At 63.3% G+C, this 20,094-nt stretch carries 17 protein-coding genes and 1 other RNA gene; 9 read left to right on the top strand and 9 right to left on the bottom strand.

The genetic code is table 11. The annotated features are described in order from the left end of the window. Positions 1-69 precede the first annotated feature (69 nt). The 6 genes from ACNFCI_RS15120 to ACNFCI_RS15095 form a co-directional block, all read right to left on the bottom strand. Positions 70-1,275, bottom strand: a complete 1,206-nt coding sequence (locus ACNFCI_RS15120; RefSeq protein WP_274119156.1) for a tyrosine-type recombinase/integrase — start codon at positions 1,273-1,275, stop codon at positions 70-72. A 173-nt stretch (positions 1,276-1,448) separates the two neighbouring features. Next, positions 1,449-1,840, bottom strand: a transfer-messenger RNA (tmRNA) gene (gene ssrA, locus ACNFCI_RS15115). 89 nt (positions 1,841-1,929) lie between these two features. Next, positions 1,930-2,229 carry a hypothetical protein gene (locus ACNFCI_RS15110; protein ID WP_324814572.1) on the bottom strand — a complete coding sequence of 100 codons (300 nt, stop codon included), beginning with the start codon at positions 2,227-2,229 and terminating at the stop codon, positions 1,930-1,932. Positions 2,230-2,452: 223 nt separating this feature from the next. Further along, positions 2,453-5,263 carry an FAD-binding and (Fe-S)-binding domain-containing protein gene (locus ACNFCI_RS15105; RefSeq protein WP_368829975.1) on the bottom strand — a complete coding sequence of 937 codons (2,811 nt, stop codon included), beginning with the start codon at positions 5,261-5,263 and terminating at the stop codon, positions 2,453-2,455. Positions 5,264-5,337: 74 nt separating this feature from the next. Further along, on the bottom strand, positions 5,338-6,483 hold the full coding sequence (gene lldD / locus ACNFCI_RS15100; RefSeq protein ID WP_084855499.1) for an FMN-dependent L-lactate dehydrogenase LldD: 1,146 nt from the start codon (positions 6,481-6,483) through the stop codon (positions 5,338-5,340). 63 nt (positions 6,484-6,546) lie between these two features. Then, positions 6,547-8,217, bottom strand: a complete 1,671-nt coding sequence (locus ACNFCI_RS15095) for a lactate permease LctP family transporter (protein WP_368829976.1) — start codon at positions 8,215-8,217, stop codon at positions 6,547-6,549. A gap of 253 nt (positions 8,218-8,470) precedes the next feature. Here ACNFCI_RS15095 and ACNFCI_RS15090 point away from each other — a divergent pair, with 253 nt between their 5' ends. Next, a complete protein-coding gene (locus tag ACNFCI_RS15090; protein ID WP_084855497.1) occupies positions 8,471-9,238 on the top strand; it encodes an FCD domain-containing protein in 768 nt (255 codons plus the stop codon). A 174-nt stretch (positions 9,239-9,412) separates the two neighbouring features. Here the strand turns inward: ACNFCI_RS15090 and smpB are convergent, their stop codons facing one another. Next, on the bottom strand, positions 9,413-9,895 hold the full coding sequence (gene smpB, locus ACNFCI_RS15085; RefSeq protein ID WP_084855496.1) for an SsrA-binding protein SmpB: 483 nt from the start codon (positions 9,893-9,895) through the stop codon (positions 9,413-9,415). A 162-nt stretch (positions 9,896-10,057) separates the two neighbouring features. Here smpB and ACNFCI_RS15080 point away from each other — a divergent pair, with 162 nt between their 5' ends. Continuing rightward, positions 10,058-10,492: a type II toxin-antitoxin system RatA family toxin gene (locus ACNFCI_RS15080; RefSeq protein WP_084855495.1), complete on the top strand. Its 435-nt coding sequence runs from the start codon at positions 10,058-10,060 to the stop codon at positions 10,490-10,492. Next, positions 10,485-10,793, top strand: coding sequence for an RnfH family protein (locus ACNFCI_RS15075; RefSeq protein WP_368829977.1), 309 nt, complete (start codon positions 10,485-10,487; stop codon positions 10,791-10,793). The genes ACNFCI_RS15080 and ACNFCI_RS15075 overlap by 8 nt, the downstream gene beginning before the upstream one ends. A gap of 88 nt (positions 10,794-10,881) precedes the next feature. Here the strand turns inward: ACNFCI_RS15075 and ACNFCI_RS15070 are convergent, their stop codons facing one another. Continuing rightward, complete coding sequence (locus ACNFCI_RS15070; RefSeq protein WP_084855493.1) at positions 10,882-11,403, bottom strand: outer membrane protein assembly factor BamE; 522 nt, start codon at positions 11,401-11,403, stop codon at positions 10,882-10,884. Between the two features lie 97 nt (positions 11,404-11,500). On the opposite strand from ACNFCI_RS15070, the gene fur reads away from it, so the two are divergent. Beyond that, positions 11,501-11,905 (top strand): ferric iron uptake transcriptional regulator, encoded by a 405-nt coding sequence (fur, locus tag ACNFCI_RS15065; RefSeq protein WP_084855492.1) that lies wholly within the window; start codon positions 11,501-11,503, stop codon positions 11,903-11,905. A 197-nt stretch (positions 11,906-12,102) separates the two neighbouring features. On the opposite strand, the gene recN is transcribed toward fur, so the two are convergent. Beyond that, complete coding sequence (gene recN, locus ACNFCI_RS15060) at positions 12,103-13,770, bottom strand: DNA repair protein RecN (protein WP_368829978.1); 1,668 nt, start codon at positions 13,768-13,770, stop codon at positions 12,103-12,105. A gap of 192 nt (positions 13,771-13,962) precedes the next feature. Between recN and grpE the strand changes: the two genes are divergently transcribed. The 5 genes from grpE (at position 13,963) to carA (ending at position 20,069) form a co-directional block, all read left to right on the top strand. Next, positions 13,963-14,517: a nucleotide exchange factor GrpE gene (grpE, locus tag ACNFCI_RS15055; protein ID WP_084855490.1), complete on the top strand. Its 555-nt coding sequence runs from the start codon at positions 13,963-13,965 to the stop codon at positions 14,515-14,517. A 101-nt stretch (positions 14,518-14,618) separates the two neighbouring features. Then, complete coding sequence (dnaK, locus tag ACNFCI_RS15050; RefSeq protein ID WP_084855489.1) at positions 14,619-16,544, top strand: molecular chaperone DnaK; 1,926 nt, start codon at positions 14,619-14,621, stop codon at positions 16,542-16,544. Positions 16,545-16,734: 190 nt separating this feature from the next. Further along, entirely contained in the window at positions 16,735-17,859 is a 1,125-nt protein-coding gene (dnaJ, locus tag ACNFCI_RS15045) for a molecular chaperone DnaJ (protein WP_084855488.1), read from the top strand. 13 nt (positions 17,860-17,872) lie between these two features. Beyond that, positions 17,873-18,679, top strand: a complete 807-nt coding sequence (dapB, locus tag ACNFCI_RS15040; protein ID WP_368829980.1) for a 4-hydroxy-tetrahydrodipicolinate reductase — start codon at positions 17,873-17,875, stop codon at positions 18,677-18,679. 253 nt (positions 18,680-18,932) lie between these two features. After that, entirely contained in the window at positions 18,933-20,069 is a 1,137-nt protein-coding gene (gene carA, locus ACNFCI_RS15035; protein ID WP_084855486.1) for a glutamine-hydrolyzing carbamoyl-phosphate synthase small subunit, read from the top strand. The last annotated feature ends 25 nt before the right edge of the window (positions 20,070-20,094 follow it).

Genomic DNA, 20,094 nt, shown 5'->3' with positions numbered 1-20,094 from the left:
CAGTACTGGAGCGATAAGATAGTGCTCGTATTAGCTTGAGGGCTCGCTGACTGATGGGGGCGCTTGCATTCAGCGTTTTATCGAGTCCAAAAAGTCGGCCCAGATCTGCATCATTTCACGCCGTTCTGGCAAGAAGCTGGTTCGATCGTACGCGCGTCCCAGCGGATTTTTTACTGTGTGAGCAAGCTGATGCTCCAAGAGATCTGGGCGAAATCCCAGCACCTCCGCACCTATGGTTCTCGCTGTCGCACGAAAGCCGTGCCCAGTCATTTCGTCGCCGCTGATGTCCATGCGGCGTAATGCGCTGAGTACGGCATTGTTGGACATCGGCCGGTCGCCTCCTCGTGCCGAGGGGAAGGCGTATCGATGTCTGCCGGTGAGTGGTTTCAGCTCGCGCAGAACAGCGATTGCTTGCTGGCTCAGGGGAACCAAATGATCCGGACGATCCTGTTTGGTGGCAGTGAGCCCTTTCATCTTGTGGCCGGGAATCAACCACTCGCCCGCATCCAGATTGACCTCCGACCACTCCATGTGGCGCAGGTCACCGGGCCGGCAGAACAGCAATGGGGCCAGCTTGAGTGCACAACAAACAGGCATTGTCCCCGTGTAGCTATCCAGTGCTTTGAGCAGTGCCCCGAGTTTTTCAGGATCGGTCACGGCAGCAAAGTGTTTCACCCGCTTGGCTGGGAGTGTACGTGAGAGATTGCCAATCTGGTTGGGCGGGGTGATACCGGCAGCTTCGGCGAACTCGAAAATCTGTTTGTAGATCTGGGCAACACGACGCGCCGTCTCGCGAGCGCCGCGCTTGATGATGCGCTGCAGGTTTTCGACCAGCATGGGCGTGCTGATGCTGCTGATCGGGAGTTTTCCCAGCCAGGGGTAGACATTGAGCTCAAGGCGCTGCCGCACCGTGCGGGTATATTCCGGATCCCAGGTTGACTCGCGAATAGTGAGCCATTGCTTTGCGACCGACTCAAAGGTGTGTTGGTGATCGAGCTGGCTGACCACCTTGGCCATGCGTCTTTGCAGCGAAGGGTCTTGGCCGCCGGCAAGCTGAACGCGAGCATCATCACGCTTGCGCCGGGCCTCCTGCAGGCCGACCTCAGGATAAACACCAAGCGCTAAGCGCTTTTCCTTTCCCAGAAAGCGGTACTTCAAGCGCCAGTAACGACCTCCGTTGGGCTGCACTTCCAGGTACAAGCCCTGTTCGTCATACAGGCGGTACGGCTTGTCCTGGGGCTTGGCGTTGCGGCAGTTGGTGTCTTTCAAGGGCATTGGGGGCACATCCTCTCCGAACGAGCAGATGAGCGTTTTATGCCCCCATATGTGCCCCCGTCAATCGTGGGATGCCCTGGGATAAGGTGGGAAAACGCGGGCAATAAAAAAGCCGTAAAGCTTTGATTTCTCTAGGCTTTACGGCTTTTCTGGGTCTTCCTGGGAAGAAAAATTGGTGGAGCCGGGGGGATTTGAACCCCCGTCCGCCAGTACTCCGCTGTCGGTACTACATGCTTAGCCGTGTCTACTGAGTTAATCCGCAGCCGCCCGACGGGCAGGGTGCTTTGGACGAGTTGTGTAAGTTTTAGTCGCTTTGCCCACAACGTGCTACACGACGATCCTGTTCTGTATGACAATCACTTCGGGTTTACAGGCATCCCCTGGTGATTGCTGGAGCCGAAGCTACCAGGAGAGCGGGCTCAGCTGCTTACGCAGCGAGAGCGTAGCCCTCGTAGTTTTCGTCATTGGCAACTATAGAAAGTTGCAACAGTGGATTTACGAGTTCTGTTACCAACTCGGCATGCACCTAGAGTTTCGCTACCGGCGTCGAATCCTGATCGGCCCCACACTCAGCTCTAGCTGACGTGCCCTTCGACACGTGAGCGCAGTATACGCCTTTGCATGGGCTGCGTCGACTGCTGCGGCCGGCGTGCCTCAAGAGCCGCTGCCGGCGCCTCCGGTCGAGCCGCTGCCTTTCTCGGTTTTCTCCATGCGTTCGAGCACTTTGGAGGTGACGGCGATGCATTCCTTGGTATCGCCGGCGGCCTGGGCTGCCTTGGCTTTGTCGACCTGCTCGGTGATGGCTTTGTCCAGGCCTTCGGAGGTGGCGCCGACGGTGGCCATGTTGTCATCGATCTTCTGCAGGTTGATGGCGCAGAGGTCCTCGGCGGCGAACACCGGCGAGGCCAGCAGGGTTGCGGCCGCGAACAGGGCGGAAAGCGCAGTACCTTTCATGGGTGTCTCCTCGTGATGGCCTCTGGTAGGTGGGCCTGTAAGGGTGGACTCCCAGGATTTGGCGAGGGTTCAATCGAGGTGCAGGCGAGGGCTGCGCCCTCGAATCGCCGGCGAGCCGGCTCCCACCTGTCCTGCGTTGTTTTCAGAGGTTGTGGGAGCCGGTTTGCCGGCGATTGGGCCGGGCCCGGTATGGAAAAAGTCCGGGCAGGGCCGCCGGGAGGGATTACAGCGGACGCGGTCGGGTAACGCGATCCACCAGGTACACCAGCCCGTGATAGTCGATGCCGCTGTGGCTGGACAGGCCGATTTCGCAGGTGCGGCTGGTGGAAATGCCTTCGCTGCAATGTTGCACCGCATCCTTGAGAGTGCGCAGGGAGTGGGCGTTGAGCTCGGGTGTGGTGAAGCCTTTGTCGCCGGCGAAGCCGCAGCAATGGATGCCTTCCGGGATCACCACCTGCTGGCTGCACAGTCTGGCCAGGTCGATCAGTGCCTGGCTTTCGCCCAAATGCTGGGTGCTGCAGGTGACGTGTACGGCCACTGGCTCGCGCTGCGGCGTGAACTCCAGCTTGTCGACCAGGTGGGTGCGGATGAAGCGCACCGGGTCGTAGAGGTCCAGGCGGGTGTCGCCCAGGTCCTGGACCAGGCGCAGGGTGCAGGGGCTGGTGTCGCAGTAGATGGGGTCGAGGCCGCCGCGGCTGGCGTGCAGCAGGGCGTTGATCAGTTCCTGGCGCTTGTGTTCGGCCTGCTCGGGGTAACCCTTGGAAGCGAACGGCTGGCCGCAGCACAGGTTGTCGGCGTTTTCCGGGAATATCACTTGATAGCCGGCTTTTTCCAGCAGGGCGCGGGTCTTGTCCAGCAGTGAGCTTTGTTCCTTGTCGCCAGCGGCCGGGCCCATGACCCGGGACACGCAGGCAGCCAGGTAGACCACACGTGGGCGGGCGTCATTGATCGGCAGGGCTGGGGCGAAGGTGCGCAGCGGCTGCGGCATGGCTGGCGTCCACTGCGGCAGGCGGCCGTTGCTGGCCTTGCTCAGTGAGGCGCTCAGGCGGCTCAGGCGCGGGGCGCCGAGCAGTTTGCGCGCGCCGTTGGCGGCGGCCAGCGTCAGGCGTGCGCCGCGCAAGGCGGTATGGAAGTTGTCGGCGAGCCAGTCGGCGGCCTTGTTGTGCTCGGCCGCTTGGCTGCGCAGCTTCTTCACCAGCTCGCCGGTATTGATGCCCACCGGGCAGCGTTGGGCGCACAGGCCGGTGGCGGCACAGGTGTCGATGCCCTGGTACTGGTAGGTCCGCATCAGTTCGCGGGTATCGATGCCGGCGCGATTCTTGGCCTGGATGTCGCGCCATATGACGATCCGTTGGCGTGGGCTGAGGGTCAGCCCCTTGGATGGGCACACGGGTTCGCAGAAGCCGCATTCGATGCATTTGTCGACGATGTCATCGGCGGCCGGCAGGGGCTTGAGGTGCTTGAGGTGGATGTCCCGGTCGTCGCTGAGCACCACGTCAGGGTTGAGGATGCCGTTGGGGTCGAGCAGGCGCTTGAGCGTCCACATCAATTGGTAGGCCTCATGGCCCCACTCGAGCTCGACGAAGGGGGCCATGTTGCGACCGGTGCCGTGCTCGGCCTTGAGCGAGCCGCCGAACTCCACGGCCACCAACTGCGCCACATCGTCCATGAAGGCCTGGTAGCGCGCCACTTCCTCGGCGCTGTTGAAACCTTGGGTGAACACGAAGTGCAGGTTGCCCTCCAGGGCATGGCCGAAGATGATCGCTTCGTCATAGTGGTGCTTGTCGAACAGCTGGATCAGGCGGTTGACGCCTTCGGCCAACTGTTCGATGGGGAAGGTCACGTCTTCGATGATCACCGTGGTGCCGGTCTGGCGCACGGCACCGACGGCGGGGAAGGTGTCCTTGCGGATCTTCCACAGCTGGTTGTACACCGCCGGGTCTTCGCTGAAGTCGACCCGCTGCTCCAGCGGGAATTCGGCAATGGCGGCCATCACCTGATCAAGCTGTTCGTGCAGCAGACCCTGGCTGGCGGCGCGGGACTCGATCAGCAGGGCGCAGGCATTGGCCGACAGGCCTTTGACCCAGCTCGGCATACCGGGCATGTCCTGCACCGAGCGCAGGCTGCGGCGGTCGAGCAGCTCGACGGCGGAAACCGGCTGCGGCTTGAGTACGGTCACGGCGCGGCAGCAGCTTTCCACGCTGGGGAAGACCAGCAGCGCGCTGGCTTTGTGCGGATGGTCGGGCACGGTGTCGTAGGTGACCGCACTGATGAAGCCGAGCGTGCCTTCGGAGCCGACCAGCAGGTGCTGGAGGATATCCAGCGGCTGGTCGTAGTCGATCAGCGAATTGAGGGACAGCCCGGTGGTGTTCTTCAGGCGGTACTTGTGCCGGATCTTGTCGGCCAGGGCCGTGTTGGCGCGGGTTTCCCGGCCCAGGCGGGCCAGTTCGTCCAGCAGCGTGGCATGGCTCTGCTCGAAGGCGGCGACGCTGGCCGGGTCTTCGGTGTCCAGGCGGGTGCCGTCGGCCAGCACCAGGCGCATGCCGGCCAGGGTGTGGTAGGTGTTCTGCGCCGTGCCGCAGCACATGCCGCTGGCATTGTTGGCGACGATGCCGCCGATCTTGCAGGCGTTGATCGAGGCCGGGTCCGGGCCGATCTTGCGTCCGAAGGGCGCCAGCCAGGCGTTGGCCTGGGCGCCGATGACGCCGGGCTGCAGGCGGATCTGCTCGCCCTGGCCGCGGATCTGGCGGCCGTTCCAGTTGTCACCCAGCACGATCAGCACCGAGTCGCTGATGGCCTGGCCCGAGAGGCTGGTGCCGGCGGCGCGGAAGGTCACCGGCACGCGGTCGCGCTGGGCCAGGTGCAGCAGGCCCACAACCTCGTCCTCGGATTCGACCCGCACCACCAACTTGGGAACCAGCCGGTAGAAGCTGGCATCGGTACCGAAGGCCAGGGTCGAGGTCGGGTCGTCGAATCGGCGCTCGGCGGGAATCAAATGCTCGGTATCTCGCAGGAACGCGGCGGGCAAGCTCATGCAGTCTCCTCGCGGGGCCGCGGCGTCTGGCGCGCGGCGTGCCCCGGGCAATCAGGCAGTGTTCGGACGGGCGCTCAGGCGCCCAGTTCCCGGACCAGCGAGTCGCGGCTGATCTCGCTGATGGACTTGGCGCCGGTCAGCACCATGGCCACGCGCATTTCCTTCTCGAACAGCTCGAGCAGGTTCTTCACCCCGGCTTCGCCGTGGGTGGCCAGGGCGTAGAGGAAGGCGCGGCCGATCAGCACGGTATCGGCGCCCAGGGCGACCATGCGCACCACGTCCAGGCCATTGCGGATGCCGGAGTCGGCGAGGATCTTCAGGTCGCCCTTGACCGCATCGGCGATCGCCGGCAGGGCGCGGGCGCTGGACAGCACACCGTCGAGCTGGCGCCCGCCGTGGTTGGACACCACGATGCCGTCGGCGCCGAATTTCACCGCGTCCCGGGCGTCGTCGGGGTCGAGGATGCCCTTGATGATCATCGGGCCGTCCCAGAATTCGCGGATCCACTCCAGGTCCTTCCAGGAAATGGACGGGTCGAAGTTGGCGCCCAGCCAGCCGATGTAGTCGGCCAGGCCGGTGGGGTTGCCACGGTACTTGGAGATGTTGCCCAGGTCATGGGGGCGGCCCAGCAAGCCGACATCCAGGGCCCATTGTGGGTGGGTCATGGCCTGCCAGATACGCCGCAGCGGTGCGTTCGGGCCGCTCATGCCGGAATGGGCGTCGCGGTAGCGGGCGCCGGGGACCGGCATGTCGACGGTGAACACCAGGGTCTTCACGCCAGCGGCCTTGGCACGTTCCAGGGCGTTGCGCATGAAGCCGCGGTCCTTGAGCACATAGAGCTGGAACCACATCGGCCGGTCGATGGCCGGGGCGACCTCTTCGATGGGGCAGACCGAGACGGTCGACATTGTGAAGGGAATGCCCTTGGCCGCCGCCGCGCGTGCCGCCTGCACTTCGCCTCGGCGTGCGTACATGCCGGTCAGGCCCACCGGGGCCAGGGCCACGGGCATGCTCAGGGTTTCGCCGAACAGCGTCGTCTGCAGGCTTAGCTCGGACATGTTCTTCAGCACCCGCTGACGCAAGGCGATGCTCGCCAGGTCCTCGACGTTGTGGCGCAGGGTGTACTCGGCGTAGGCGCCGCCGTCGGCGTAATGGAAGAGGAAAGGAGGCAGCTTGCGTTGGGCCGCGGCGCGATAGTCGGTGGAGGCGGAAATGATCATGGATTCTCGCAGCGTGGGTGGGTGTGGTTGCCGGGCGCGCCAGGGCGCCCGGCCCCTTTCACTTTAGTGATGAACCAGCATGCCGGTGAGCCAGTAGGCCTGGACCAGGGTGATCAGGCCGACGATGGTGGCGAAGAACAGGCTGTGCTTGACGGTGAAGCGGAACAGGTCGGATTCCTTGCCGACCAGGCCGGTAGCGGCGCAGGCCACGGCGATCGATTGCGGCGAGATCATCTTGCCGGTCACGCCGCCGCTGGTGTTGGCCGCTACCAGCAGGGTGTCGTTGACCCCGATCTGATGCGCGGTAGTGGCCTGCAGCGAGCTGAACAGGGCGTTGGACGATGTATCGGAGCCTGTCAGGAACACGCCCAGCCAGCCCAGGAACGGCGAGAAGAACGGGAAGGCGGCACCCGTACCGGCCAGCACCAGGGCCATGGTCGAGGACATGCCCGAATAGTTGGTGACGAAGGCGAAGGCCAGGACCATGCCGATCGACAGGATCGGCCAGCGCAGCTCCCAGAAGGTTTCCTTCAAAGTGGTCAGACCGGTTTTGACGTTGATCTTCAGCACCATCATCGACAGCAGCGCCGAGAGGAAGATCGCAGTGCCGGTGGCGGAGATCGGGTCGAGCTTGAAGATCGCCGGCATGGCGGTTGGCGTGGCGGCGATCGGTGCGCCCTTGATCACCAGTTGGTCCAGATGCGGGATGGCGAAGTTGAACACGAAGTCGTACATCGAGCCACCCGCGGCGAACGCGGCCTTGAACGGCTTCAGCGTCCAGATGGTCACCAGTACGGTGAGGATCAGGAACGGCGACCAGGCCTTGAAGATCTCGCCCAGGCTGTACGGGGAAGGCTGGCTGCCACCGCGGCTGACCACGGCCGCGCCGACGCTGCCCTTGGCTTCGGCGAAGGCGCGCTTGGGCTGCCAGACTTTCAGGAACAGGGTCAGGGCAATCAGGCTGGCCAGGGCCGAGGTGATGTCCGGCAGTTCTGGGCCGATGAAGTTCGAGGTGAAGTATTGGGTGACGGCGAAGCTCAGGCCAGCGACCAAGGCGGCAGGCCAGGTTTCCTTCACGCCGCGCAGGCCATCCATCATGAACACCAGCCAGAACGGCACGAACAGCGACAGCAAGGGCAGCTGGCGGCCGGTCATGGCACCGATGTGGAAAGCGTCGATGCCAGTCACCTGGCCGGCGACGATGATCGGGATGCCCAGGGCGCCGAAGGCCACGGGGGCGGTGTTGGCGATCAGGCAAAGGCCCGCGGCGTACAGCGGGTTGAAGCCAAGGCCCACCAGCAGCGCGGCAGTGATGGCCACCGGCGCGCCGAAGCCGGCCGCACCTTCCAGGAAGGCGCCAAAGCAGAAGCCGATCAGCAGCACTTGCAGGCGCTGATCGTCGGTGATCGACAGGACCGAGCTACGGATCACTTCGAACTGGCCGCTCTTGACCGTGAGTTTGTACAGGAACACCGCGGCGACGATGATCCAGGCGATGGGCCATAGGCCGTAGAGGAAACCATAGCCTGCGGCGGCCAGGGCCATGTCGACGGGCATCTGGAAGGCGAAGATCGCCACCAGGATCGACAGGGCAAGGGTGATGCTGCCGGCGACGTGGCCTTTGAGGCGGAACACGGCCAGGGCAAGGAAGAAGAACACGATGGGAATGACTGCCGCCAGCGCGGACAGGCCAAGACTACCAAGCGGACTATAGAGCTGTTGCCAGGTTTGCATATGGGGTGGCCCCTAATTGTTGTTGGTCAGGCACTGGCATTGGATAATTGGTAAGACCAATTTACAATGGCTGGTCGCTAGGTTAAAAGCCTCGTTGAGGCCGTGTCAATTTGTCTCGGGGAAAACTTTGGTCGGATGTCGATGAATGGGCATCTGCCGGGTAGGGAAAATCGTCATCTGATGGGTGTCGTCGTGGCCGGTATCGGCGAGAATAGGCGGCCCCGGTGTTCGTGGGGTTTGTGGAGAACATGTGATGGTTTTTGATCAGGTCCGCCAACGGCGCCTGTCCGACGATATTGTCGACCGGTTGGAAGGAATGATTCTCGAGGGCACGCTGACCTCGGGGCAGCGCCTGCCGGCCGAGCGTGTCCTGGCCGAGCAGTTCGGCGTATCCCGACCGTCCCTGCGCGAGGCGATCCAGAAGTTGGTGGCCAAGGGCCTGTTGGTCAGCCGCCAGGGCGGTGGCAACTACGTCGCCGAGACGCTGGGTTCGACCTTCAGCGACCCGCTGATGCAGTTGTTCGAGCGCAACCCCGACGCGCAGCGCGACCTGCTGGAGTTTCGTCACACCCTTGAGGCTTCATGCGCCTTCTACGCAGCCCAGCGCGCCACCGAGCCTGACCGCGAGCGGCTCAAGGCGGCATTCGATGCGTTGCAGGACTGCTATTCCCGGGCCAGTGAGGTCAGCCGGGCAGAGGAGGGCGCGGCCGATGCGCGTTTCCACCTGGCGATTGCCGAGGCCAGCCATAACGCAGTGCTGCTGCACACCATCCGCGGCCTGTTCGACCTGCTCAAGCGCAACGTGGTGACCAACATCGGCGGCATGTACCAGCAGCGCTCCGAGACCCGGGACATGCTGATCAGCCAGCACAGGGAGCTGTACCAGGCGATTGTCGAGGGCAGGGCGGAGGATGCGCGGGAGGTGTCGAGCCGGCATATCCTGTATGTGCAGGAAGTGCTCGAGGAAGCGCAGGAAGAAGCCCAGCGGGTGGCGCGGGCGGAGCGGCGCAGCGGGCGTTGATTGCCTGTGGCCGACGATCCGTACGGTCGTTGTAGGAGCGGCCTTGTGCCGCGAAAGGGCCGCTTGGCCGCCCCGGGGGCTTGTCGTTGGCGCTCGGAGTGCTGGGGCTGCTGGGCAGCCCTTTCGCGGCACAAGGCCGCTCCTACAATAACTGCGCCAGCTGGCTAGGGGGGATTACTCGTCCTTGCCCTTGTTACGCACAGCCCGCTGCAGCTCGCGGTTGGAATCGCGTTCGCGCATGGTGTCGCGCTTGTCGTATTCCTTCTTGCCCTTGCCGAGTGCGATCTCGCACTTGATCAGGTGCTTGCTCCAGTACAGCGACAGGGCCACGCAGGTGTAGCCCTTCTGTGCCACGGACGCTTCCAGGCGCTCGAGCTCGCGCTTGTTCAGCAGCAGCTTGCGGGTGCGCGTGGGGTCGGCGATGACGTGGGTGCTGGCGGTGGTCAGCGGGGTGATGTGGCTGCCGAACAGCCAGGCTTCGCCGTCCTTGAGCAGCACGTAGCTGTCGGTCAGGTGCGCCTTGCCGGCCCGCAGGCTCTTTACTTCCCAGCCGGACAGGACCAGCCCGGCCTCGAACTTATGCTCGATGAAGTAATCGTGTCGCGCTTTCTTGTTCTGCGCGATGGTCCCGGTCGGATGTTTCTTTTGCTTAGCCATAGGGGCCGCATTATAGGGAGTCGTCGCGTTGTCGGCTACGGGGTTTAGGTGTGCTTGAGCCTGTAGGATGAATCCCGGACAATGCAGGGCCTGTTTCTGTGAACAGCACTGTTTTCGAAGCGCTGAGAAGCGCTGCCGCCCTGTCTTGGAAGTGACGCCTGGATGACTACCCATATTCAACGCTCTGCCCTGCTGCCATACCCTGCCCAGGCGCTCTACGATCTGGTCAACGATGTGGCCAGTTATCCGAAGTTCCTGCCGTGGTGCTCGGCCGCGACTGTGATCGAGGCCAGCGAGACGCACATGCGGGCGAAGCTGGAAGTGGCCAAGGGCGGCATGAGCCAGCAGTTCGTCACGCGCAATGTGCTGGTGCCGGGGCAGTCGATCGAGATGAACCTCGAAGAGGGGCCGTTCACCCAGCTGCATGGGCTGTGGGTGTTCAAACCGTTGGGCGAGAAGGCCTGCAAGATCAGCCTGGACTTGTCCTTCGACTACGCCGGGCCACTGGTGCGCGCCACCCTGGGGCCGCTGTTCAACCAGGCAGCCAACACCTTGGTCGATGCCTTCTGCCAGCGGGCCAAGCAGCTCAATGGCTGACGCGGGCCTGAATATAGAGGTCGTGTATGCCACGGCCGAGCGCCAGTGGTTGTTGGCGTGCGTAGTGCCTGAAGGGACGTGCGTGCGTGAGGCGCTGCGCCTGTCCCGGCTCGCCGAGCAGGTGCCTGGCCTGGATCTGGAAGCGTGCCCGGTAGGGATCTTTGGCAAGGTGGTAGCGGACCCTGCGCAGCGCAGGGTGGAAGAGGGCGATCGCCTGGAGGTCTACCGGCCACTGCTGGCCGACCCCAAGGAAGTGCGCAAGCAGCGGGCAGCCAAGGCGCGGGCGGCGCGGCAAGGCTGAGGGGCATGCGGGCTTCTGTAGGCGTGGGCTCGGCAGCCTTGCAACAAAAAGCCCGGGCACTGCCCGGGCTTTTTCGTGTCCGCCGCGTTTACTGCGGGGAGGTTTCCAGTGGTGCTGGCGTCGGGACCGGCGTGGTCTCGATGGTGTCGATCTCTTTCTGGATCGACTCCTCCAGCGAACCTGGCTTGGCTGGTTTTTCTTCCGGCTGGCCCTGTTCGGCAGCTGGGCTGACGGTGGTGTCGCCGCTGCCACCGAGGATTTCCTGGTCGCGGCTCACGCCTGGCATGAAGTCGCCGGACAGGCTGACCAGTTGGTCGCTGTCGTTGAAGAAGATGCTCATGCGCTCTTGCTGGCGCTGGCCACCGCCGGGCTGGAGGCTGTAGAGGTAGTCCCAGCGGTTGGTGTTGAAGGTGTCCTGAATCAGTGGGTTGCCCATGATAAACCTTACTTGCCGGCGGGTCATTCCGGGGCGCAATTGGTCTATCATGTCCTGCGTAACGACATTGCCCTGCTGGATGTCGATTTTGTAAACCCCGGGAAACGAGCAACCGGCGAGTGCGAGCAGTCCCACGAGGGTGAGGCTGGTTAGCAAGAGCTTGGTGTTTTGCATCGGTGGGCGACTTCCACTATCTTGGCTGGACAACGTAAACCCCGATCATACCCGTATTAAGAGAAGCTGCGAAGCAGCATCGGCGAGAAAGCTGACCATGGTTGAAAATAGCGAATTGCGCAAAGCCGGTCTCAAGGTGACCCTGCCTCGAGTCAAGATCCTACAGATGCTCGACTCCACCGAGCAGCGTCACATGAGCGCCGAGGATGTCTACAAGGCGCTGATGGAGGCTGGCGAGGATGTTGGCCTGGCGACCGTGTATCGCGTACTGACCCAGTTCGAAGCGGCGGGTCTGGTGGTTCGCCACAACTTCGACGGCGGTCATGCAGTATTCGAGCTGGCTGACGGCGGCCACCACGACCATATGGTCAACGTGGATTCCGGCGAGGTCATCGAATTCATGGATGCCGAGATCGAGAGGCGCCAGAAAGAGATCGTTGCCCAGCACGGCTACGAGCTGGTGGATCACAATCTGGTTCTGTACGTACGCAAGAAAAAGTAACGATTTTCTCGTTACCAAAAGCAAAGGCGACCTTCGGGTCGCCTTTGTGCTTTCAGCAGGTGATGCCCGCCCCTGTAGGAGCGGCCTTGTGCCGCGAAAGGAGTGCGTAGCGCTCCCTAATTTCAGCTTCGCAGCAGAGATTGCAGGGCCGCTTTGCGGCCCTTTCGCGGCACAAGGCCGCTCCTAGAGCATTGATGTCAGGACTTCACTACCATCTTGCGTGCATGGGCCAACGATTCCTTGGTCAGGTCGATGCCCCCCAGCATTCGCGCCACTTCCTCCACCCGCTCGCGCTTGCCCAGGCTGGCGACTGCAGTATGGGTGGTGTCGCTGTTGCGCATCTTGTGCACGAACAGGTGATGGTGCCCTTGCGCGGCGACTTGGGGCAGGTGGGTGACTGTCAGTACCTGGCCACGCTCGCCCAGGCGGCGCAGCAGTTGGCCAACGATCTCGGCGGTAGGGCCGCCGATGCCGACGTCCACTTCGTCGAACACCAGGGTGGGAATGCGCGAGGTCTGTGCGGTGATGACCTGGATCGCCAGGCTGATGCGTGACAGTTCGCCGCCCGACGCTACCTTGGCCAGGCCCTTTAGCGGTTGCCCGGGGTTGGCACTGACCAGCAGTTCGACCCCTTCCAGGCCATGGGGCGACAGTTCATCGCCTGCATAGGGGGTCAGCTCGATGTAGAAACGCCCGCCAGGCATGCCCAGGCGCTGGATTTCCTGCTCGACGGCGGTCGCAAGCTGTTTGGCAGCCTGCTGACGCAAGCCGCTGAGCTCGGTGGCCTTCTCGCGGTAGTGCTGGGCATAGGCCGCGAGCTCCTCGCCCAGGCGCTCGATCGACTCATCGCTGGCGTTGAGCCCTTCGAGCTCCTCCATCAGGCGCTGCTGCAGGTGCGGAAGCTCGGTGGGGTGCACGCGGTGTTTGCGTGCCAGGGTATAGATGGTGTCGAGCCGCTCCTCCAGAGCCTGCAGGCGCATGGGATCGGCGTCGAAATGGTCGAGGAAGCGGTTGAGCTCGCCCACGGCCTCTTCGATCTGGATCTGCGCGCTGGCGATCAGGTTGGCCGCTTCACCGAGTGCCTTGGGTGCATTGGCCACGGCGCTCAGGCGGTTGAGGCTGGCTGTCAGGGCGCTGAGCACGTTACCCGAGTCGCTTTCGCTGCATTGGTCGATGACCTGGCGGCAGATGCCGAACAAAGCCTCGGCGTTGGTCAGGCTCTTGTGTTCCTGTTCCAGTTGCTCCAGTTCGTTCTCGCCCAGGCCGAGGTTGTCCAGCTCCTCCAGCTGGTAGCTGAGCAATTGATGGCGGGCGCGTTGCTCGTCGCCGGAATTGGACAGGCGCTCCAGCTCCAGGCGGGTCTGGCGCCAGCGCTGGGCCGCCAGGTGTACTTGGCGGGCCAGGTCGATGGCGCCGGCGTATTCGTCCACCAGGCGGCGATGGGTGTCGGTCTTGAGCAGGGACTGGTGCTCGTGCTGGCTGTGGATGTCGATCAGCAGTTCGCCGAGTGCCTTGAGGTCGCCCAGCGGGCAGGGCGTGCCATTTATATAGCCACGGCTGCGGCCTTCGCCGGTTATCACCCTGCGCAGGATGCACGGGCCGGCGTGGTCCAGGTCGCGTTCGGCGAGCCAGTTGCGGGCCTCCGGGATTTCGTCCAGGTCGAAGGTGGCGAGGATGTCCGCCTTGTCCGCACCCGGGCGCACCACGCCGCTGTCGGCGCGATCGCCCAGGGCCAGGCCGAGGGCGTCGAGCATGATCGACTTGCCCGCGCCGGTCTCGCCAGTGATCACGCTCATGCCGCGGGCAAGCTCGAGATCCAGGTGTTCGACGATGGCGTAGTTGTGAATGGACAGGTGCACCAGCATGGGGCGGCTCCCGAAGGCTTTTGTCTGGTTATTTATACAGTACTTTTTTCAGGCCTGCCAATCCCCGCAGGACGAACAGGGTGAGTCATGAAAAGCGGCTTGCCCCTTGAACCCGGTTTTTCCGACCCCATATAGCCGGCAAGACAAGACGAGCTCGGCTCGCCCACCAAGAAATTGCGGAGGAGAAACCTAATGGCTGACGAACAGCTGGATGAGAAGAACCTTAACGCCGAAGAGGCTGGTGCAGAGGATCTCGGTGCCCGCGTCCAAGTGCTCGAGGAGCAGCTGGCCGCCGCCAAGGACCAGTCCCTGCGTACTGCCGCCGAGCTGCAGAACATCCGCCGTCGCGCCGAACAGGATGTCGAGAAGGCCCACAAGTTCGCCCTTGAGAAGTTCGCCGGCGACCTGCTGCCGGTGGTCGACAGCCTGGAGCGTGGCCTGGAGCTGTCCAGCGCCGACGACGAGACCATCAAGCCGATGCGCGAAGGCATCGAGCTGACCCTGAAGATGTTCCACGACACCCTCAAGCGCTACAACCTCGAGGCGGTCGACCCGCACGGCGAACCCTTCAACGCCGAACACCACCAGGCCATGGCCATGCAGGAAAGCGCCGAGGTCGAGCCCAACAGCGTGCTCAAGGTGTTCCAGAAGGGCTACCTGCTCAATGGTCGCCTGCTGCGTCCCGCCATGGTGGTGGTCAGCAAGGCACCGGCGGCGCCCCAGCCATCGATCGACGAAAAGGCTTGAAATCCTTCCGGGCATCCCCATCTAGGTGTCAAGCATTCAAGTATTACCGCAGTTGGCCAAAGTAGTCGCTGCTACCTAATTCAAGTTTCGGGAGAGTAAACATGGGCAAAATCATCGGTATCGACCTGGGGACCACCAACTCGTGCGTCTCCATCCTGGAAAACGGTAACGTCAAGGTCATCGAAAACGCCGAAGGCGCGCGTACCACCCCTTCGATCGTGGCCTACGCCAACGATGGTGAGATCCTGGTCGGTCAGTCGGCCAAGCGCCAGGCCGTCACCAACCCGCACAACACCCTGTTCGCAGTGAAGCGCCTGATCGGCCGTCGCTTCGAAGAAGACGTCGTGCAGAAAGACATCAAGCTGGTGCCGTACAAGATCGTCAAGGCCAACAACGGTGACGCCTGGGTCGAAGCCGGCGGTAAGGAAATGGCGCCCCCGCAGATCAGCGCCGAAGTCCTGAAGAAAATGAAGAAAACCGCCGAAGACTACCTCGGCGAGCCAGTCACCGAAGCGGTCATCACCGTTCCGGCCTACTTCAACGACAGCCAGCGCCAGGCCACCAAGGACGCAGGTCGCATCGCCGGCCTGGACGTCAAGCGTATCATCAACGAGCCGACCGCTGCTGCGCTGGCCTACGGCATGGACAAGGCCAAGGGCGACCACACCGTCATCGTCTATGACCTCGGTGGTGGTACCTTCGACGTCTCGGTCATCGAAATCGCCGAAGTCGACGGTGAGCACCAGTTCGAAGTACTGGCCACCAACGGCGACACCTTCCTGGGTGGCGAAGACTTCGACATGCGCCTGATCGACTACCTCGTCGACGAGTTCAAGAAAGAGTCCGGCATGGACCTGAAGAACGACCCGCTGGCCCTGCAGCGCCTGAAGGAGGCTGCTGAAAAGGCCAAGATCGAGCTGTCGTCCTCGCAGTCGACCGACGTCAACCTGCCGTACATCACTGCAGACGCGACCGGTCCTAAGCACCTGAACGTGAAGATCTCCCGCGCCAAGCTGGAGTCGCTGGTCGAAGACCTGGTCAAGCGCACCATCGAGCCTTGCCGCATCGCCCTGAAGGACGCCGGTATCGACGTCAGCAAGATCGACGATGTGATCCTGGTCGGCGGCCAGACCCGTATGCCGCTGGTACAGAAAGCCGTTGCCGACTTCTTCGGCAAGGAAGCGCGCAAAGACGTCAACCCGGACGAAGCCGTGGCCATGGGTGCAGCCATCCAGGGTGCGGTACTGGCCGGTGACGTGAAGGACGTGCTGCTGCTGGACGTCAGCCCGCTGACCCTGGGTATCGAAACCATGGGTGGCGTGATGACCGCGCTGATCGAGAAGAACACCACCATCCCGACCAAGAAGTCGCAGGTGTTCTCGACCGCCGACGACAACCAGAGTGCTGTGACCATCCATGTACTGCAGGGTGAGCGCAAGCAGGCTGCACAGAACAAGTCGCTGGGTAAATTCGACCTGGCCGACATTCCGCCGGCTCCGCGTGGCGTGCCACAGATCGAAGTGACCTTCGACATCGACGCCAACGGCATCCTGCACGTCGGCGCGAAGGACAAGGCCACCGGCAAGACCCAGTCGATCGTGATCAAGGCCAACTCCGGCCTGTCGGACGAAGAAATCGAGCGCATGGTGCGTGACGCCGAGGCCAACGCCGAGGAAGACCGCAAGTTCGAAGAGCTGGCCGCTGCCCGTAACCAGGGTGACGCGCTGGTGCACTCGACCCGCAAGATGGTCGCCGACGCCGGTGACAAGGTAACCGCCGAAGAGAAGGCTGCCATCGAGGCTGCTGTCGTTGCCCTGGAAGCCGCTGTCAAAGGCGACGACAAGGCCGCGATCGATGCCAAGGTCGAGGAGCTGTCCAAGGTCTCCGCGCCGGTTGCCCAGAAGATGTACGCCGAGCAGCAGGCCGAGCAGCCTCAGGGCGGTGCCCAGCAGGCCGAGCCGGAAGCCAAGCACGACGACGTGGTCGATGCCGAGTTCGAAGAAGTGAAAGACAACAACAAGCAGTAATCCCTGCATGTTGTCGGCCGGCTCACCGTCGTTTGTCGGTGAGCTGGTAGGATGTCGCCGCGCGGGGGCTTGCTCCCGCGTTGGCGTATCTGGAATTCGAGAATTTTTACAGCATCTGTCAGCGCCGAGCGGCGGCAGGTGTTGATGGCGTGGCGCAGATGCCAGACGCCCAACAAGGTGCAAATGACCTATGTCCAAGCGTGATTATTATGAGGTACTGGGTGTCGAGCGCGGCGCCAGCGAAGCAGACCTCAAAAAAGCCTATCGCCGGTTGGCGATGAAGTACCACCCGGACCGCAACCCGGGCGATAAAGAGTCGGAAGACAAGTTCAAGGAGGCCAACGAGGCCTACGAAGTGCTGTCTGATGCGAGCAAGCGCGCAGCGTTCGACCAGTATGGCCATGCTGGCGTCGATCCGAGCATGGGTGGCGGTGGTGCAGGTTTCGGTGGTGCCAACTTCTCCGACATCTTCGGTGATGTGTTCAGTGACTTCTTCGGCGGTGGTCGGGGTGGTGGACGTGGCGGTGCCCAGCGCGGCAGCGACCTGCGTTACACCCTGGAGCTGAACCTCGAGGAGGCGGTGCGTGGCACCACGGTCAGCATTCGCGTGCCGACGCTGGTCAACTGCAAACCGTGCGATGGCTCCGGTGCGAAGAAGGGCTCCGCTCCGGCGACCTGCCCGACCTGCGGCGGTATCGGCCAGGTGCGCATGCAGCAGGGCTTCTTCTCCGTGCAGCAGACCTGTCCGCGCTGCCATGGCCAGGGCAAGATCATCACCGACCCATGCTCGTCCTGCCATGGCGAAGGCCGTGTCGAGGAATACAAGACCCTGTCGGTCAAGGTGCCGGCCGGTGTCGACACCGGCGATCGCATCCGCCTCTCTGGCGAGGGCGAGGCGGGTACCCATGGGGGTCCGACCGGTGACCTGTACGTGGTCATCAATGTGCGTGAGCACGCGATCTTCCAGCGCGACGGCAAGCACCTGTACTGCGAAGTGCCGATCAGCTACACCGATGCCGCCCTGGGCGGCGAGCTGGAGGTGCCGACCCTCGATGGCCGGGTCAAGCTCAAGATCCCGGAAGGTACCCAGACCGGCAAGCAGTTCCGCCTGCGCGGCAAGGGCGTGGCCCCGGTGCGTGGTGGTGCGGCGGGCGACCTGCTGTGCCGTGTGGCGGTGGAAACGCCGGTCAACCTGAGCCGCCGCCAGCGCGAGCTGCTCGAGGAACTGCGTGACTCACTCCAGGGCGACAGCTCCCATTCGCCCAAGGCCAGCGGCTGGTTCGAGGGTGTGAAGCGCTTCTTCGGCGATCTCTGACAAGGAACAGGTTATGCGACGTATTGCAGTGATGGGCGCGGCGGGGCGGATGGGCAAGACCCTCGTCGAGGCCGTGCAGCAACAGGCGCCCCAGGCGGGCCTGACGGCGGCGATCGATCGCCCCGACAGCACCCTGGTCGGGGCCGATGCGGGTGAGCTGGCAGCGCTGGGGCGCATCGGCGTGGAGATCTGTGGTGACCTGGCCAAGGTCGCCGACGAGTTCGACGTGCTGATCGACTTCACTCACCCCTCGGTGACCCTGAAGAACCTGGCGTTCTGCCGCAAGGCGGGCAAGGCCATGGTGATCGGTACCACCGGCTTCACGCCGGAAGAGAAGGAACTGCTGGCTGAGGCGGGCAAGGAGATCCCGATTGTCTTCGCTGCCAACTTCAGCGTAGGCGTCAACCTGTGCCTGAAGTTGCTGGATACTGCGGCGCGGGTGCTGGGTGATGAGGTGGACATCGAAATCATCGAAGCGCACCACCGGCACAAGGTCGATGCGCCGTCCGGTACCGCGCTGCGCATGGGCGAGGTGGTGGCCCAGGCGCTGGGGCGTGACCTGGGTGAAGTGGCGGTCTATGGGCGCGAAGGCCAGACCGGTGCCCGTGATCGCCGGACCATCGGTTTCGCCACGGTGCGGGCCGGCGACGTGGTGGGTGACCACACCGTGCTGTTCGCCGCGGAAGGCGAGCGCGTCGAGATCACCCACAAGGCCTCCAGCCGCATGACCTTCGCCAAGGGGGCGGTGCGTGCCGCGCTGTGGCTGGATGGGCGCGAGCCGGGTCTGTACGACATGCAGGATGTGCTCGAACTGCGTTGATCGCATCGCCGTCTTTGTAGGGCGGGCTCGGCCCGCTCCTGCAAGAGACTGGCATCGCCTGTCGCATTCCTGTGTTTCAGAGACACATACGCGGTAGACCTAAAACGTAATTTTCTGTAAGCTACAGCTTTAGTGTGTCCACTAAAAGCGCGCAGACAAATTCAGCATAAAAGCGGGGTGACGTGTCCATACGTCATTCCGCTTTTTTGCAACCTGCGATCGCCCTTTCAGGCTTGATTTACGGGAGGTCTTCTTGACTAAGCCAGCCATACTCGCCCTTGCCGATGGCAGCATTTTTCGCGGTGAAGCCATCGGAGCCGACGGTCAAACCGTTGGTGAGGTGGTGTTCAACACCGCTATGACCGGCTACCAGGAAATCCTTACAGACCCTTCCTATGCCCAGCAAATCGTCACCCTGACTTACCCGCACATCGGCAACACCGGCACTACCCCTGAAGACGCTGAGTCCAACCGCGTCTGGTCCGCCGGCCTGGTCATCCGCGACCTGCCGCTGCTGGCCAGCAACTGGCGCAACACCCAGTCGCTGCCTGAATACCTGAAAGCCAACAACGTCGTGGCCATCGCCGGCATCGACACCCGCCGCCTGACCCGTATCCTGCGCGAAAAAGGCGCTCAGAACGGCTGCATCCTGGCCGGTGACGACATCAGCGAAGAAGCCGCCATCGCCGCTGCCCGCGCCTTCCCGGGCCTCAAGGGCATGGACCTGGCCAAGGAAGTGTCCACCAAGGATCGCTACGAGTGGCGCTCCAGCGTGTGGAACCTGGAAACCGACAGCCATCCGACCCTGGAAGCGGCCGACCTGCCCTACCACGTGGTGGCCTATGACTACGGCGTCAAGCTGAACATCCTGCGCATGCTGGTCGCCCGTGGCTGCCGCCTGACCGTGGTGCCGGCCCAGACCCCAGCCAGCGAAGTCCTGGCCCTGAACCCTGATGGCGTGTTCCTCTCCAACGGCCCTGGCGACCCCGAGCCGTGCGACTACGCGATCCAGGCGATCAAGGACATCCTCGAGACCGACATTCCGGTCTTCGGTATCTGCCTGGGTCACCAGCTGCTGGCCCTGGCCTCCGGCGCCAAGACCATGAAAATGGGCCACGGCCACCACGGTGCCAACCACCCGGTCCAGGATCTGGACAGCGGCGTGGTCATGATCACCAGCCAGAACCACGGTTTCGCCGTCGACGAAGCCACCCTGCCGGGCAACGTTCGCGCCATCCACAAGTCGCTGTTCGACGGCACCCTGCAGGGTATCGAGCGTACCGACAAGAGCGCGTTCAGCTTCCAGGGCCACCCTGAAGCGAGCCCAGGCCCGACCGACGTCGCGCCACTGTTCGATCGTTTCATCGATGCCATGGCCAAGCGCCGCTGAGCATCCTGCATCAAGGCCCCGGGGC

This window comes from Pseudomonas sp. NY15356 (genome assembly GCF_048068175.1).
GTDB lineage: Bacteria > Pseudomonadota > Gammaproteobacteria > Pseudomonadales > Pseudomonadaceae > Aquipseudomonas > Aquipseudomonas putida_K.
This window is presented reverse-complemented; position numbering and strand designations above follow the sequence as displayed.

Coding starts and splice junctions, on each gene's coding strand:
- ACNFCI_RS15105 (WP_368829975.1), bottom strand. CDS start 5,263: ATGAGCTTGCCCGCCGCGTTCCTGCGAGATACCGAGCATTTGATTCCC.
- ACNFCI_RS15095 (WP_368829976.1), bottom strand. CDS start 8,217: ATGCAAACCTGGCAACAGCTCTATAGTCCGCTTGGTAGTCTTGGCCTG.
- ACNFCI_RS15110 (WP_324814572.1), bottom strand. CDS start 2,229: ATGAAAGGTACTGCGCTTTCCGCCCTGTTCGCGGCCGCAACCCTGCTG.
- ACNFCI_RS15080 (WP_084855495.1), top strand. CDS start 10,058: ATGACTACCCATATTCAACGCTCTGCCCTGCTGCCATACCCTGCCCAG.
- dnaK (WP_084855489.1), top strand. CDS start 14,619: ATGGGCAAAATCATCGGTATCGACCTGGGGACCACCAACTCGTGCGTC.
- ACNFCI_RS15075 (WP_368829977.1), top strand. CDS start 10,485: ATGGCTGACGCGGGCCTGAATATAGAGGTCGTGTATGCCACGGCCGAG.
- fur (WP_084855492.1), top strand. CDS start 11,501: ATGGTTGAAAATAGCGAATTGCGCAAAGCCGGTCTCAAGGTGACCCTG.
- ACNFCI_RS15070 (WP_084855493.1), bottom strand. CDS start 11,403: ATGCAAAACACCAAGCTCTTGCTAACCAGCCTCACCCTCGTGGGACTG.
- smpB (WP_084855496.1), bottom strand. CDS start 9,895: ATGGCTAAGCAAAAGAAACATCCGACCGGGACCATCGCGCAGAACAAG.
- grpE (WP_084855490.1), top strand. CDS start 13,963: ATGGCTGACGAACAGCTGGATGAGAAGAACCTTAACGCCGAAGAGGCT.
- ACNFCI_RS15090 (WP_084855497.1), top strand. CDS start 8,471: ATGGTTTTTGATCAGGTCCGCCAACGGCGCCTGTCCGACGATATTGTC.
- lldD (WP_084855499.1), bottom strand. CDS start 6,483: ATGATCATTTCCGCCTCCACCGACTATCGCGCCGCGGCCCAACGCAAG.
- recN (WP_368829978.1), bottom strand. CDS start 13,770: ATGCTGGTGCACCTGTCCATTCACAACTACGCCATCGTCGAACACCTG.
- dnaJ (WP_084855488.1), top strand. CDS start 16,735: ATGTCCAAGCGTGATTATTATGAGGTACTGGGTGTCGAGCGCGGCGCC.
- ACNFCI_RS15120 (WP_274119156.1), bottom strand. CDS start 1,275: ATGCCCTTGAAAGACACCAACTGCCGCAACGCCAAGCCCCAGGACAAG.
- dapB (WP_368829980.1), top strand. CDS start 17,873: ATGCGACGTATTGCAGTGATGGGCGCGGCGGGGCGGATGGGCAAGACC.